At 24.1% G+C, this 15,438-nt stretch carries 15 protein-coding genes and 1 pseudogene; 6 read left to right on the plus strand and 10 right to left on the minus strand.

The features are described from left to right. Positions 1-103: 103 nt before the first annotated feature. The 8 genes from lipA to mnmA all read right to left on the minus strand — a co-directional run bounded on the left by lipA (position 104) and on the right by mnmA (position 8,900). A complete protein-coding gene (gene lipA / locus D8S97_RS02405; protein ID WP_158361371.1) occupies positions 104-1,060 on the minus strand; it encodes a lipoyl synthase in 957 nt (318 codons plus the stop codon). Positions 1,061-1,174: 114 nt separating this feature from the next. Next, on the minus strand, positions 1,175-1,831 hold the full coding sequence (lipB, locus tag D8S97_RS02410; RefSeq protein ID WP_158361373.1) for a lipoyl(octanoyl) transferase LipB: 657 nt from the start codon (positions 1,829-1,831) through the stop codon (positions 1,175-1,177). 68 nt (positions 1,832-1,899) lie between these two features. Next, positions 1,900-2,535, minus strand: coding sequence for a YchE family NAAT transporter (locus D8S97_RS02415; protein WP_158361375.1), 636 nt, complete (start codon positions 2,533-2,535; stop codon positions 1,900-1,902). 60 nt (positions 2,536-2,595) lie between these two features. After that, positions 2,596-4,536 (minus strand): exoribonuclease II, encoded by a 1,941-nt coding sequence (gene rnb, locus D8S97_RS02420; protein ID WP_158361377.1) that lies wholly within the window; start codon positions 4,534-4,536, stop codon positions 2,596-2,598. 196 nt (positions 4,537-4,732) lie between these two features. Beyond that, on the minus strand, positions 4,733-5,515 hold the full coding sequence (locus D8S97_RS02425; protein ID WP_158361378.1) for an enoyl-ACP reductase: 783 nt from the start codon (positions 5,513-5,515) through the stop codon (positions 4,733-4,735). 65 nt (positions 5,516-5,580) lie between these two features. Continuing rightward, positions 5,581-6,207: a transglycosylase SLT domain-containing protein gene (locus D8S97_RS02430; RefSeq protein ID WP_261789570.1), complete on the minus strand. Its 627-nt coding sequence runs from the start codon at positions 6,205-6,207 to the stop codon at positions 5,581-5,583. A 48-nt stretch (positions 6,208-6,255) separates the two neighbouring features. After that, the gene (purB, locus tag D8S97_RS02435; protein ID WP_158361381.1) at positions 6,256-7,626 is read right to left on the minus strand and encodes an adenylosuccinate lyase; all 1,371 of its coding nucleotides are present in this window, start codon (positions 7,624-7,626) and stop codon (positions 6,256-6,258) included. 170 nt (positions 7,627-7,796) lie between these two features. After that, entirely contained in the window at positions 7,797-8,900 is a 1,104-nt protein-coding gene (gene mnmA / locus D8S97_RS02440; RefSeq protein WP_158361383.1) for a tRNA 2-thiouridine(34) synthase MnmA, read from the minus strand. A gap of 263 nt (positions 8,901-9,163) precedes the next feature. Here mnmA and lepA point away from each other — a divergent pair, with 263 nt between their 5' ends. The 5 genes and pseudogenes from lepA (at position 9,164) to acpS (ending at position 14,052) form a co-directional block, all read left to right on the plus strand. Beyond that, complete coding sequence (gene lepA / locus D8S97_RS02445; RefSeq protein WP_186821875.1) at positions 9,164-10,957, plus strand: translation elongation factor 4; 1,794 nt, start codon at positions 9,164-9,166, stop codon at positions 10,955-10,957. 16 nt (positions 10,958-10,973) lie between these two features. Next, positions 10,974-11,905: pseudogene (lepB, locus tag D8S97_RS02450) on the plus strand (signal peptidase I). A gap of 138 nt (positions 11,906-12,043) precedes the next feature. Beyond that, positions 12,044-12,724 (plus strand): ribonuclease III, encoded by a 681-nt coding sequence (gene rnc, locus D8S97_RS02455; protein WP_158361387.1) that lies wholly within the window; start codon positions 12,044-12,046, stop codon positions 12,722-12,724. Beyond that, entirely contained in the window at positions 12,721-13,569 is an 849-nt protein-coding gene (gene era, locus D8S97_RS02460; RefSeq protein WP_158361390.1) for a GTPase Era, read from the plus strand. Before rnc ends, era begins: the two co-directional genes overlap by 4 nt. Positions 13,570-13,671: 102 nt before the next feature. Next, positions 13,672-14,052, plus strand: coding sequence for a holo-ACP synthase (gene acpS, locus D8S97_RS02465; protein WP_158361392.1), 381 nt, complete (start codon positions 13,672-13,674; stop codon positions 14,050-14,052). A gap of 17 nt (positions 14,053-14,069) precedes the next feature. Here acpS and tadA read toward each other — a convergent pair whose 3' ends face one another. Both tadA and smpB read right to left on the minus strand, forming a co-directional pair. Continuing rightward, a complete protein-coding gene (tadA, locus tag D8S97_RS02470; protein WP_158361394.1) occupies positions 14,070-14,528 on the minus strand; it encodes a tRNA adenosine(34) deaminase TadA in 459 nt (152 codons plus the stop codon). Positions 14,529-14,538: 10 nt separating this feature from the next. After that, positions 14,539-15,030: an SsrA-binding protein SmpB gene (smpB, locus tag D8S97_RS02475; protein WP_158361396.1), complete on the minus strand. Its 492-nt coding sequence runs from the start codon at positions 15,028-15,030 to the stop codon at positions 14,539-14,541. 118 nt (positions 15,031-15,148) lie between these two features. Between smpB and D8S97_RS02480 the strand changes: the two genes are divergently transcribed. Continuing rightward, entirely contained in the window at positions 15,149-15,436 is a 288-nt protein-coding gene (locus D8S97_RS02480; RefSeq protein ID WP_158361398.1) for an RnfH family protein, read from the plus strand. Positions 15,437-15,438 lie beyond the last annotated feature (2 nt).

Raw genomic sequence — 15,438 nt, forward strand, 5'->3', positions numbered from 1 at the left:
AAAATAATTTTTATATATTTGTTCACAATGTCAAAATGCTAATTACATAATGTTGAAAATATTTGTTTAAAAATAAATAACAATTAAATTTTTAATAAATTGATTATTTTTTAATAAATAAATTCGTTTGAAAACTAGCATGGTATGATGAACGTACAAAAGGTCCGCAAAATGCATTAGTAAAACCGATAGACAATGCTTCTTTTTTTATATTTTCAAACTCTGAAAGTGGTATATAACGTTGTACTGGAATGTGATTAATACTAGGTTGCAGATATTGTCCTACTGTTAAAAATGTAACACCACTTGAATAAAGATCCTTCATAACTTGAATTATTTCTACATCTTTTTCGCCTAATCCTAACATAAAACCTGATTTTGTCGGAATATTAAAAAATTTTTTCTTAAAGGATTCTAATAAAAAAAGTGATCTTTTATAATTAGCTCCAGGCCTTATTTTTTTATAAAGACGAGGAACATTTTCTATATTATGATTGAATACATCAGGTAATCCTGAATTAAAAATATTTAAAATTAGTTTTACTCTTCCTCTAAAATCAGGAACTAATATCTCAATTTTAACTTTATTTTTTTTTCTAATAGATGTAATACAATTAACAAAATGTTGAGCCCCCCCGTCGTATAAATCATCTCTGACGACTGAAGTAATAACAACGTAATTAATACCCATGTCAAATACAGTTTTTGCCAAATTGTTCGGTTCTTCTTCATTTAAGGAATTAGGTTTACCATGAGAAACAGCGCAAAATGGACAATTACGAGTACATTTTGATCCAAGAATCATAAATGTTGCAGTTCCGTGATTAAAACATTCTGGTAAATTTGGACAGTTGGCTTCTTCGCAAACAGAATATAAATTATTTTTACGCAAAGCATTTTTTATTCCACGAATACGAGATGTATCAACAGGTATTTTGACTTTTATCCAATTAGGTTTGTTAAGTTTTATTATTTTTTTAGAAAAATTTTTAGTAGGAATAACATTTAATGTTTTGTTTTTTTTTATAATTTTAAATAAAGAATCTTTTTTATTATTCATAAAACGAATTGTCTCGATTAGAAATATTTATTTATATCATAATTATTAACTTAAAAAAGCAATTATTTTATATTTTTTATTAAAAAACATAATGTTTTCTAAGCATTATTCTTATTATTTAATAGAAAATTTTTTTTCAATAATTGAAACATTTAATAAATAAGATAATTTTTTAATTAAAATTACACGAATTTCTTTTAATGTTAAAAAAGAATTAAATTCTTTAACTTGTGTCATTTTTATATTAATATCTCCACAAGGATTAATATAATTAAATGGTGTTAAATCCATGTCAACATTTAATGATAAACCATGCAATGTAAATCCTTTTTTTACTCTTAATCCTAATGAGGATATTTTTTGATCATTTACATAAACTCCAGGAGATTTACTTTTAATATTTGCTTTAATAGAAAAATAATTCAAAGTTTCTACTATTAGAGTATGCATTATATTTATAAGATCACGAATAGTAATTTTACGACGTTTTAAATCAATTAAAAAATACAATATTTGTTGTCCGGGACCATGATATGTAATTTGACCACCTCTATCTGTAGTAACTACTGGAATATTATTAATAGTATTATTACAGATCGTTGCATTCTTTTTTCGTAGTAAACCTTGAGTAAAAATTGGATAATGTTCTAAAAACCAAATTTCATCAAATGTATTAATATTACGTATTTCTGTAAAAAAATGCATTTTATTAAACATTTCTATCCAATTTTTCAAACCGAAATTTCGAAAAAAAATAATTTTATTATTCAATGGAAAAAAATCCAATTTTTTATTTAAAAGTATTAAATAAAACAAAAAATGTCAATTTTAATAAATAATTAATGTAATAATTCAGAAAAAATAGATTTTATTCCAATACTAAGAAATTCTATTCCTAAAGACATCAACAATAAGCCCATAATACGTGTAATAATATTAATACCTGTTTTTCCTAATATTTCTACTACACATGGAGCAGCTCGAAAACATAACCAACAAAAAAATGAAAATAAAAAAATAGCTATACTACATCCTAAAAAATTGATCCAAGTAGAATAATAAGTACTCCAAACAATCGTTGAACTAATTGCGCCTGGTCCTGCAATTAATGGCATAGCTAAGGGTACAACGCTTATGTTTTCTTGATTTTTGTCTTCACTTGTTTTTTTGTCTTTTGTAAATTTTCCACTGATCATTGAAAAAGCAATACCAATAATTAGTATTCCTCCTGCAATACGAAATGAATTAATAGATATACCAAAAGCATTTAAAATGTTATTACCTAAAAATAGAGATATTAATAAAATTAGAAAAGCAGAAAAGTTAGCAACCAAATTAGTTTTTTGTCGTTCTAAATTAGATTGATGATTAGTCATAGTTGTAAATATGGGGATCATTCCAATGGGATTAACTAAAGCACATAAACTTACAAAAAATTTTATATATACAGAAAAATCAAACGTTGAAATATGCATATTATACTCTTAATTTATATTGAATTTTTTTTAATTGTATTAAAATAATTAAAAAAACATTTAAGGATCAAGTCGTGCAATAATACTGCGTGTTTGTAATCGAATCTCTAATAAAATAACTTTTATTAAATCAGATATTTTGTAATGCAAAACACCTTTAATAAAAACTGTTCCTGTTTCTTGATTAAAAATTAATTCTTCTCGAATAGGATGTAGAAACAAAGCAGGAACAAATATATTTGCACCATTTTCTAATAATTTAGCTCTTATTCCACTTCTAGAAACATCTATAATTTCGGCTTTAAACTTTTTATTCTTAAATTCTTTTTTTTGAAAAAGTAAAACATAAAGCCAATCTGAAATATCTCTTTCTGCAATTCTATTACGACGTTTTTGTTCATTAATTCTTAACTTTATATCTTCACTAGGTTTAGTAACATTTTTATCATTATTAATGATAGATTTTAATAGACGATGATTAATCATATCACTGTACTTTCGAATAGGAGATGTCCAAGTGGCATATTCTGAAAAACCTAATGCAAAATGAGGACTGGGAGTAATACTAAAATCTCCGAAAGATTGATAACGTCGAATACGACTATTGATATAATTATTAGATAATATATTTAACACACGTCTAAGATTGCAAAATCCTTTTAAACTAGTTATTTCTTTTACGGTAAATTTTAAATTATAATTTTTTAAAAAAGAAACAACATTTTCAGCATTAATAGAATCAAAACCAGCATGTGTATTATATATTCCAAATCCAAGATTTTTTGATAAAAAATTAGCAGCAGATATATTTGCTATTATCATTGCTTCTTCAATAATTTTATGTGCAATACGTCTTTTTTCAATAATAACGTCTTCTACTATTCCAGTGTCAGAAAATTGAAATCTATATTCTATACTATCTTTAAATAAGACAGCATTCAATGTTCTCCATTTTATACGTAGTAAACATAAACGATGTAAAAGCAATATTTGATTTTCAATTGATTTTGTTTCTGGTTTCCATGAACCAGTTTTTTCAATCCAATCTGATACATGTTCATAACATAATTTTGATTTTGATTTAATCCATGCTAAAAAAAAATTAATTTTATTACAAATATTTCCATTTTTTAAAATTTTAATACAACACGCCAATACTGGTCGACGCTCATTAGGATTTAAAGAACACATGTCTTCTGATAAGTTTCGAGGTAACATAGGAATGTTAAAACCTGGCAAATAATTTGTAAATCCTCTTTGTGAAGCAATTACATCTAATCTACTTCCACTTTTTATATAAGCTGTCGGATCTGCAATAGCTACAGTTAAACAAAAATGACCATCATTATCTTCTTCAATAAAAAGAGCATCATCAATATCTTTTGTATTAAAATTATCTATTGTAATAAAATTAAGATGTGTTAAATCCCTTCTATTAGAATTATCTTTTAAAACAAGATCATTTTTTTCTATTATAGGTGCTTTTCTTTCAAGATTATGACGTGATAAAGTTACCCACCATGGTATAAATGGACTATTTGATTTAGCTATTTCTTTAATTAATTCAGCATAAAATATGTGATTTCCATTAAGTTTGTGTTGAATTAATTTCGCTACAGCCCAATCTCCTGTTTGAAAAACATCAACACAATTTTTATGAGGCCGACATATTATAAGGTCTTTTAAAAAAGGATAATCAGGCAAAATAAATAATTTTTTGTCTTTTTTTTCAATTTTTCCTACAAATCGATTTAAAAAAGGTTCAATCAATCTTTCAGGTTCAACTATTTCACGATCTTTTTCTATTTTTAATAAAGCTGATATTTTATCTCCATGCATAACATTTTTCATATTTTTAGGAGGTATAAAATAACTTTTTTGCGGATCCACTTCTAAAAATCCAAATCCTCTTTCAGTACTTTTTACTATTCCTTCAACCCGTGGTGTTTTAGCATGTAGATTTTTTTTTAATTGCGCAAGTAATGGATTGTTTTGGAACATAGTAATACTACCTAATTATTATAGTAGAAAATAAATAATTAATAATTTTAATATATAACTTATTTGTCAAATATCATAGACAAATTTTACTAAAAATATTAATGAAAACTAATATTTTATTCATAAAAATTGATTTAAATTTAAATTTTAAATTAATAAGAAAAAAATATATATAAAAAATTCTATTTAAATAAAATTAAATCATAGAATTTATTCCGTTTAAATTGAAACCATGATCAACATTAATAATTGAACCTGTGATTCCAATAGATAAATTGGAACATAAAAAAGCTGCAACGTTCCCTATTTCTTCACTAGTAACATGATTTTTTGTTAACGACAAAAATTTGTGTATTTTTTTTATTTTTTTAAAATTTTTAATTTGACAAGAAGATACTGTTTTAATGGGTCCAGAAGAAATAGCGTTAACTCTAATATTTTTTAAACCTAATGAATGAGCCATATATCGAACATTTGCTTCCAAAGAAGATTTTGCTAAACCCATCATATTGTAATTAGATACTATTTTTTGCGATCCTAAATAAGATAATGTTACTAAAGAAGAAAAATTATTTAACATATTTTTACATTCTCTTGCCATACTTAAAAAACTATATGAACTAATTTCATGACATATATTAAATGATTCTCTATTACTGCTTTCAATAAAGTCTTCACTGATTTGTTTTTTAGGACAATAAGCAATAGAATGAACCAATCCATCAAAACTACCCCAAACTTTTTTTATATTAAAAAATAATTCTTTAATATTATCATCATTAGATACATCACAAGCAAAAATAGTATTATGATTAATTGATTTAATCAAATGTTTAATCTTATTAATTATTTTTTTATTTTGACAAACAAAAATTAATTCTGCTTGTTGTTTATACATTGATTTTGCAATACCAAATGAGATTGATTTTTCATTTAATACACCAGTTATTAAAATTTTTTTACCTTTTAAAATGCCCATTGTAAAATTCCAAATAAATACTGTATATGTGAAAAATATCTTATATCTAAAAATAATAAGAATATTTAAATTAAATTATAAATTCTTATTACTTTTTCTAAATATTGAGAGGCTTGTATTGATGGATGTTTTTTTACATACTTAAAAAACGTTTCTATTGTCATAGAATTTATTATTTTTATTGCTTTATTTCTATTTTTAGAGAAAATTTTCAGAAATGCACTAGTTCCATTAACATATGAAACAATAGTTGCATATCTCATTATTTCCTTATTTTTTATACCTAATAAATTTTTTTTTTGTATTAAATTTATATATGATGTTCCAATATTAATATTTATTTTAGGATTATATAATTCTTGAACAGAAGGTTGACCTTTTTTCCCATTTAAACGATAAATTTCTAAACCTGCTGCAGAAGGTTTTATTTGCATTAACCCAATTGCATTTGATTTACTTTTAGCATAAGGATTGCCAGAAGATTCAGCATAAATAATAGATTTAATTAATTTCTCTTCAATATTATATTTTTTTGATGCGTTCTTAATTAAAAAATTCCAGTCATGAATAGTTTTTTCTATACTTTTTTTATTTAAAAAAGAATAATTATTTATTATGTTTTTTTTTATATTTAAATAATTATTGCATCCCATTAGTAATATAATAGAAAAAATTAATGATTCGAACTTCACTGAAAAAATTCCTTAGAATTGAAAGATAAACATATAAATAATATATTTTTACTTTATTCCATCAATAATTTGGCTGGCTGCGCCAATATAATTAGACGGAGATAATTTTTTTAAACGTTCTTTTTCTATTTTTGGAATATTTAATTTCTCAATAAATTGATGTATGTTAATTTTTTTTATTTCTTTTCCTCTAGTTAATTGTTTTAACTTTTCATACGCATTTTCAATTTTATAACGACGCATAACAGTTTGAATTGCTTCAGATAAAACTGACCAATTATTATTTAAATTTTTTAATAGTTGAGCAGTGTTAATTTTTAATTTATTTGTCCCTGACAAAACAGAATTATATGCAATAATAGAGTAAGAAAATGCTACCCCTATATTTCTTAAAACCGTAGAATCACTTAAATCACGTTGCCACCTAGAAATAGGTAACTTATTCATCATATGATTCATTAAAGCATTTGATAATCCTAAATTACCTTCAGAATTTTCAAAATCAATAGGATTAATTTTATGCGGCATTATAGAAGAACCTATTTCTTGATTTTTTGACTTTTGTTTAAAATAATTAAGGGAAATATATCCCCAAATATCACGATTAAAATCAATTAATATATTATTAAAAAGAGACATACATCCAAAAAATTCTACAATATAATCATGTGGTTCTATCTGTGTAGTATACGGATTCCAAGAAATTCCAAATGACACTATAAATTCTTTGCTTATTGTATGCCAATCAACTTTTGGATAAGCGGCTAAATGTGCATTGTAGTTTCCAGTCGTACCATTCATTTTTCCTAATATTTCTATTTTTTTTAACTTATGATATTGACGTTGCATACGATAGTAAAAATTAGCCATCTCTTTGCCCATAGTAGATGGAGTAGCAGGTTGACCATGAGTCATAGATAACAATGAATTATCTTTATATTTAAAAGAAGCATTCTTTAAAAATCTAAGTATTTTTTTCCATAACGGCAAAATAATTTCATCACGAGCATTTTTTATCATTAAAGCATATGCTATATTATTAATATCTTCCGAAGTACATGAAAAATGTACAAATTCTAAAAATGGTAACAGTTTTTTTGATTTAGATATTTTTTTTCTTAAAAAATATTCTAATGCTTTAATATCGTGATTAGTCTCTTTTTCTATATTTTTAATAGATATTGCGTCTTCTTCATTAAATTTTTCCAAAATATTATCAAGAAATAGTATTTCTGTATTTTCTATATTTTTAATTTCTAGTATTTGATGCATATGAATTATTTTTTTTAACCATTGAATCTCTACATTAAGACGATATTTTAAAAAACTGAATTCACTAAAAATATTGCGCAAAAATTTAGTAGAATTAGAATATCGACCATCAATTGGGGAAATAGCTGTTAATTCGTTTAACTCCATATTTTAAATTCCTACTATCTAAAAAAAGATAAAAATATTTTTTTTTATTTTATGATTATACAGTGTTTTTCTTAAAATTGTATTAAAAATCAACATCTCAATATACCACTAAAACAATCGTTTAATATACATTATGTTAAAAATAGATATTTCTATGCTTTAAAAATAAATTATAATAATGGTAATCTTGATTTTATAATCCCCCCACCTAAACATATTTCTGACGAATAAAAAACTATGGATTGTCCAGGTGTAACTGCAATAACCGGAGAATCAAATAAAACTTTAATAAAAAAATTATTCATATATTGTATATTACAAAAAATATCAGTTTGACGATATCTAGTTTTTGCTTGACATAAAAAAGGGAAATTCATTTTATCACAATTAATCCAATTAATTTTTTCTGCTATTAAACCTATAGACATTAATTTTTTATTAAATGAACCTTGAGCAACAATCAATGTATTATTTTTAATTTTTTTTTCAACTACATACCATGGCATGTTATATTTTCCTTTAATTCCACCAATTCCTAATCCTTTACGCTGGCCTAATGTATAACAAAACAAACCGTTATGTTGTCCAACAACTGTGCCATTAGTTGTAATAATATTACCTTTTTCTGACTTAATATAACGATGAAGAAAACTATTTATTTTTTTAGGTCCAATAAAACAAATTCCAGTAGAATCTTTTTTCTCAGCAATTTTTAAACCAATGTTTTTGGCAATCATTCTAACTTGCTTTTTTTTTAAATTTCCAATAGGAAATAAAATATTTTTTAGCTGTACACTTTTCAATGTATATAAAAAATAACTTTGATCTTTATTAAGATCTGTTCCTTTCAAAAGATAATATTTTTTATCTTTTTTTTTAATTTGAGCATAATGGCCAGTGGCAATATAATTTGCTTGAAGAACCTTAATAGAATAATCAAAAAATATTTTAAATTTAATTTCTTTATTACATAATATATCAGGATTTGGAGTTTTTCCTTTTTTATGTTCACTTAAAAAATTTTCAAATACCCGTTCCCAATATTCTTTAGAAAAATTTATTTTATGCAAATAAATATTTAATTTTTTACATACATCTTCTGCATCAGATAAATCCTGAGCAGCACTACAGTATTTTTTTTTGTCATCTTCTTCCCAATTCTTCATAAATAAACCTTCTACTTGGTAGTTTTGTTTTTTCAAAAACCATGCAGAAACTGATGAATCTACGCCTCCAGACATTGCGACAATTACTTTTTTATTTTTTTCTATCATAAATAATTAGATCTTGATTTTTTTAAAGGATATTAAATTTAATATTTTTTTTTGCAGTAAAAAGTTATTTTTTAATATTACAAAAAATTTTTAAATTTTTTTATATTTACAGTAATTTACATTATTAAATGTATATTATATTCAAATGAATATAAGAAATATATTAAATATTTATACTTTTAAAAAATATTAATATAAAATAAATTTTAATATATTTTTAAGTAAAAATTTTCACTAAATTAATTTTAAAAATGGTCAAAAAAATGAAAAATATAAGAAACTTTTCTATTATCGCTCATATTGATCATGGAAAATCAACTTTATCGGATCGTTTAATTCAAAAATGCGGTGGACTTTCTGAAAGAGAAATGTCTAACCAAGTTTTAGATTCTATGGATCTAGAAAAAGAAAGAGGTATTACAATCAAAGCACAAAGTGTAATGATTGATTACACAAATAAAAGTGGTAATATCTTTCATTTAAATTTTATCGATACACCTGGTCATGTAAACTTTTCTTATGAAGTTTCTAGGTCATTAGCAGCTTGCGAAGGCGCATTATTAGTTGTTGATTCAAGTCAAGGTGTAGAAGCGCAAACATTAGCAAATTGTTCTACTGCTTTAGAAATGAACCTTTCAATAGTCCCAGTATTGAATAAAATAGATTTACCTAATTCAAATCCAGAAAAAGTAGCCAGAGAAATTGAAGATATTATCGGTATTTCTGCATTAAATGCGATTAGATGTTCAGCTAAAACTGGTCAAGGAATAGAAGAATTAATAGAATGTATCATTAATGAAATTCCAGCACCTGATGGTGATGAAAATAAACCGTTACAAGCACTTATTATTGACTCTTGGTTTGATAATTATCTAGGTGTAGTATCTTTAATAAGAATTAAAAATGGAATAGTTTCAAAAAAAGATAAAATAAAAGTAATGAGTACAGGAAAAATATATTCAGTTGATCATTTAGGTATATTTACACCAAAAAAAATAAATAAAAATTTCTTAAAATGCGGAGAAGTAGGTTGGATTATCTGTGGAATTAAAAACATTTCTGCAGCTCCAGTGGGAGATACGTTAACAAATGCTAAAAATCCAGCAATTAATATGCTAACAGGTTTTAAAAAAATAAAACCTCAAATTTATGCTGGTTTATTCCCTGTTACATCAGATCAATATGAAATATTTAGAGATGCTTTAGGCAAACTTAGTTTAAATGATTCTTCTTTATTTTATGAACCAGAGAATTCAACTGCTCTCGGTTTTGGATTTAGATGTGGTTTTTTAGGTTTATTACATATGGAAATTGTTCAAGCTCGTTTAGAGAGAGAGTATTCTCTTGATTTAATCTCGACCGCTCCAAATGTAATGTATCAAATAGAATTAAATAATGGGAAAAAAATTTATTTAGATACTCCTTCAGATTTTCCTATTAATAGCGAAATAAAAAAAATAAAAGAACCTATTGTTGAATGTAATATTTTATTACCCTCTAAATTTCTTGGTCCAGTTATGAAACTGTGTATAAAAAAAAGAGGAACTGAAATTAATATGACTTATCATGAACAGCAAGTATCTTTAAAATATTATATTCCAATGAACGAAGTTGTTTTAAATTTTTTTGATGAGTTGAAGTCAGTTTCCAGTGGATATGCTTCACTAGAATATGATTTTAAACATTTCAAAACTGTTAAAATGGTTAGAATAGATATTCTAATCAATTCAGAAAGGATAGATGCATTAACAGTAATTTCTCATTATAAAAACGCTCAACATCGTGCTCGTGAAATAGTTGATAAAATGAGGGAATTAATACCTCGACATCAATTTGATATTAACATTCAAGCAACTATTAATAACTCTATTGTTGCTAGATCAACAATTAAACAATTAAGAAAAAATGTACTAGCGAAATGCTATGGTGGTGATATTAGCAGAAAAAAGAAACTATTAAAAAAACAAAAAGATGGAAAGAAGAGAATGAAAAAAATAGGAAATGTTAATTTGCCAAAAACAACGTTTCTTACAATTTTGAATATTAATAAAAATTAAAATATGAGAAAAAATAATGCGTAATATACTAACTATTTTTTTATTAATTAGCACTTTTTTAACCGGTATACTTTGGATAAAGTATCGAATTCCATTAATTAAAAATTATTTTTATGAAAAAAAAAAAAAAATAACATATTTTTAATAGACAAAATAGTTTTAGAAAACAAAAAATGTTTTTTCCGGTCTTTATCATCTTTTTTCCCAATATTTTTTATTGTTTTGATAGTACGTTCGTTTATTTACGAACCTTTTCAGATACCTTCAGGTTCGATGATGCCAACGCTTTTGATAGGAGATTTTATTTTAGTAGAAAAATTTGCATATGGGATTAAAGAACCAATTACAAATAAAACTCTTATTCAAATAAATTCACCCCATCGTGGTGATATTGTAGTTTTTAAACATCCTAAAAATAATATTGATTATATTAAACGTGTAATAGGATTACCGGGAGATAAAATTCAATATGATATTAATACAAAAAAATTAAAAATTTGTGTTGATTATGTTAACCAAAAAAACTGTAAAAATAAGCTTTTTATTAAATATTCTAAAACGGAATTAAGTAATTTTTTTCAAAAAATATATCTTTTTAATGAAAATAAAATAGGAAAAGAAAAAGTATACAATTCTATTTATTTTAAAAAAGTTCAAGAGAAAATGAGTAATTTAAAACATTATATACTAATATTAGACGGAATTAAAAGTGAAAGAAACGATTATTATCGTCAATTAGGTATGCCTAAATTGGTATGGATAGTTCCTAAAAATAAGTATTTTATGATGGGAGATAATCGTGACAATAGCTTAGATAGTCGCTATTGGGGATTCGTACCTGAAAAAAATTTATTAGGAAAAGCTATAACAATATGGATGAGTTTTGAAAAAAAAGAAAATGAATGGCCAACAGGTATACGTATCAACAGAATCGGCAACATATATTAAAAATAATAATTAATATAACAGAATGTAATCAGTATTACGATATTAATATTTGAAATATATATTAAATGTTATAAAAATTTTACTGTTTTTCCTGTTATATGTAAAAATCAATTAAAATATTATTGAAATTGGTATAACATGAACCATATCGTAGTAAATAAAATACAGCAAGTATTGGGATATACTTTCACTCATCAAGACCTGTTAAAACAGGCGTTAACCCATCGCAGTGCAAGTAGTAAACATAATGAAAGACTGGAATTTTTAGGGGATTCTATTTTAAGTTTTGTAATTGCCAATGCTTTATATCAGCATTTTCCATATATTGATGAAGGTGATATGAGTCGTATGAGAGCTACCTTGGTAAGAGGTAATACTCTAGCAGAAATAGCATATGAATTTGATTTAGGAGAATATTTACAGTTAGGTCAAGGTGAATTAAAAAGTGGAGGCTTTCGTCGCGAATCTATTCTAGCTAATACTGTAGAAGCTTTAATTGGTGGCATCTATTTAGATAGTAACATTAAAACAGTAGAAAAATTAATACTTAAATGGTACGAAAAACGTTTAGAAAAAATAAGTCCTGGAAATACGCAAAAAGACCCTAAAACAAGATTGCAAGAATATTTACAATCTAAACATTTATCTTTACCTTCATATTTTATTGTGGAAGTATATGGTGAGGCACATAACCAACTATTTACTATTCACTGTGAAGTTAGTACCATTCCAAAAAGTTTAATTGGTAAAGGTACAAGCAGAAGAAAAGCAGAACAAGATGCAGCAAAAAAAGCATTAATTAAATTAGGTGTAGAGTGAAAAAAAGAAAACAATATTGTGGATATATAACTATTGTTGGCAGGCCTAATGTTGGCAAATCAACATTAATTAATGAAATAATTGAAAATGAAATTTCTATTATTTCAAAAAAGAAAAATACAACACAAAAAAACATTATAGGTATAAAAACAAAAGAATCACATCAATTTATTTATATAGATACACCAGGCATATATTTTAATAAGAGGAAAAATATACAAGAAAAAAAAGATAACAATTTAAAAATGATAAAAAGTTCAATATTAACTATATTTATTGTAGATCGTACTATTTGGAAAATAGAAGATGAAATTATTTTTAATAAAATTAAAAAAAATAAAATTCCAATTATTTGTGTTATTAACAAAATTGATATTATTCCAAATAAAAGCATTCTTTTACCACATATTAATTTTCTTTCAAGAAAAATTAATCCAATAGAAATTATACCTGTTTCGGCAAAAAAAAGAGAAAATATACTTCTTTTAGAAAAAAAAATATATCCTTATTTACCAAAAAATAATCATATTTTTCCTAAAAAATGTATTACAACAAATTCTTTATTTTTTTCAATATCTGAAATAATTCGTCAACAATTAATGTTTTTTTTAAGAGATGAATTACCTTCAATAACAACGGTAGAAATTGAATCACTTGAAGAAAAAGTAAAAAAAATACTCTACATTAGAGCTATAATTTATGTGAAATATGAAAGACAAAAAAAAATTATTATTGGACAAAAAGGAGAAGGAGTTAAAAAAATCAGTATGTTATCTAGGTTTAAAATCGAAAAAAAAATGAATATGAAAGTACATCTTGTAATATGGGTCAAGAAAAAAAATTAAAAAAATTATTTTTTTTAAAATTAGTTAAAATACCTAAAATGTTTTAACTAATTTTAAAAATAAAATTAAAAATTTTGTTCAATTAAGAGAAAAGATACTAATATGTCTATTGTAGGTATAGGAACAGATATTATAGAAATTTTGCGTATTAAAAATATTGTTTATAATTTTAAAGATAAATTAGCGAAAAAAATTTTATCAGTACAAGAATGGGAGAAATATATAGTAAACAAAAATCCTATAAACTTTCTTGCTAAAAGATTTGCAGTAAAAGAAGCAGCGTCTAAAGCTTTAGGAACAGGAATTAATTACGGAATAAAATTTAATCAATTAGAATTATATAATGATATATCAGGGAAACCTAAATTACGTTTTTTAAAATGTGCTTTACAAAAATCTAGAGAGATAAAATGCAAATCTATATTTGTTAGTATAACCGATGAAAAATTATATGCGTATGCGTTAGTTATTTTAGAAAATTAATTATCTCTAAAAAAAATTTAACGTCTTTTCTTTTTAAAAAAATTACTTAATATATTAGAACATTCATTTTTCATAATTTTTTTTTCTACTATTAATTTATTTTTTTTTTCTAAATTTGAAAAAATTTTTTTTAAAAATGGATTTTTTTTCGTATCTTTATAAGGTGAACCGAATACTAATCTTTTAACACGACTATTTAAAATAGCTCCACAGCACATCATACAAGGTTGCAATGTGACATATAATGTTGTGTTTAATAACCTATAATTTCGTATGTTTCTACTTGCTTTGCGCAAAGCCATAATTTCTGCATGAGCAGTAGAATCATTTTGAGAAATAACACTATTCCAGCCGAATCCTATAATTGTTTCTTGAAAAACAATTACTGCGCCGATGGGTACTTCTCCAGTTTTTTCTGCATGATGTGCATACCTTAATGCAATTTTCATCCAATAACTATCGCGACTATTTTTCATAAAATATTTTTTAAATATGAAACCTGACTTTTTTTAAAATTTTTGATTTTTCTTTGTTCCATTGATTTTGTTTTTCATCTTCCCTTTTATCTATTTTAGTTTTTCCTTTAGCTAATCCAAAATTTAATTTACACCAAGACTTTTCCCAAAATAAAGATAATGCAATCAATGTAGAACCTATTTTATTTTTTTTATTAGATAAATATTGAATTTCACTCTTATGCAAAAGTAATTTTCTTTTTCTCGATGAATCACAAAATAAATGATTAGAACAGGTATTTAGAGGTTGAATAACAGAATTGTAAAGATACATTTCATTTAAATTATCATTGTTAATATAACTTTCAGTAATATTTATTTTTCCTAATCTAATAGATTTTACTTCCCATCCCATTAATACAAGACCTGATTGAAATACTTCTTCTATAAAATAATTATAATATGCTTTTTTATTTGTACAAATAGTAGATGATTTTAAATAACATTTTTTTTTACGAGACATAATTAGATGTAATCCAAAAGAAACTTATATTTAAATATTTTCTTAAAAATTTATTCATATATATTGATTTATTTTGAAAATTTTGTTAAAAAAGAATTTTTTATAATAAAAAATAAACATGAATATTATTAAAGTAACAGTTATCTATGCCTTGCCTAATATCCAATACATTAATGAAGTTAAAATTTGTTCAAATTCAACTGTAAAAGATGCTATATTAGCTTCAAATTTACTTAATAAGGTTAAAAATATTCAATTTTATAAAAAAAATGTAGGAATTTATAATAAATTAGTACATTTAAATGAAAAGATAAAAAATGGAGATCGAATTGAAATCTATAGAAATTTAATAATCGATCCCAAAGAAAGAAGAAGAAAAAGATCAAGTTTTTTTTTAAAAAAATAAAT

Origin of the sequence: Buchnera aphidicola (Rhopalosiphum maidis) (assembly GCF_003671935.1) — a bacterium.
In the GTDB taxonomy this organism is placed as follows: Bacteria; Pseudomonadota; Gammaproteobacteria; order Enterobacterales; family Enterobacteriaceae; genus Buchnera; species Buchnera aphidicola_AL.

Excerpts from the sequence above, each read along its gene's own strand:
- tadA (WP_158361394.1), bottom strand. The coding sequence starts at position 14,528 with ATGAAAAATAGTCGCGATAGTTATTGGATGAAAATTGCATTAAGGTAT.
- purB (WP_158361381.1), bottom strand. The coding sequence starts at position 7,626 with ATGGAGTTAAACGAATTAACAGCTATTTCCCCAATTGATGGTCGATAT.
- lipA (WP_158361371.1), bottom strand. The coding sequence starts at position 1,060 with ATGAATAATAAAAAAGATTCTTTATTTAAAATTATAAAAAAAAACAAA.
- mnmA (WP_158361383.1), bottom strand. The coding sequence starts at position 8,900 with ATGATAGAAAAAAATAAAAAAGTAATTGTCGCAATGTCTGGAGGCGTA.
- D8S97_RS02425 (WP_158361378.1), bottom strand. The coding sequence starts at position 5,515 with ATGGGCATTTTAAAAGGTAAAAAAATTTTAATAACTGGTGTATTAAAT.
- rnb (WP_158361377.1), bottom strand. The coding sequence starts at position 4,536 with ATGTTCCAAAACAATCCATTACTTGCGCAATTAAAAAAAAATCTACAT.
- rnc (WP_158361387.1), top strand. The coding sequence starts at position 12,044 with ATGAACCATATCGTAGTAAATAAAATACAGCAAGTATTGGGATATACT.
- D8S97_RS02415 (WP_158361375.1), bottom strand. The coding sequence starts at position 2,535 with ATGCATATTTCAACGTTTGATTTTTCTGTATATATAAAATTTTTTGTA.
- lepA (WP_186821875.1), top strand. The coding sequence starts at position 9,164 with ATGAAAAATATAAGAAACTTTTCTATTATCGCTCATATTGATCATGGA.
- acpS (WP_158361392.1), top strand. The coding sequence starts at position 13,672 with ATGTCTATTGTAGGTATAGGAACAGATATTATAGAAATTTTGCGTATT.
- D8S97_RS02480 (WP_158361398.1), top strand. The coding sequence starts at position 15,149 with ATGAATATTATTAAAGTAACAGTTATCTATGCCTTGCCTAATATCCAA.
- smpB (WP_158361396.1), bottom strand. The coding sequence starts at position 15,030 with ATGTCTCGTAAAAAAAAATGTTATTTAAAATCATCTACTATTTGTACA.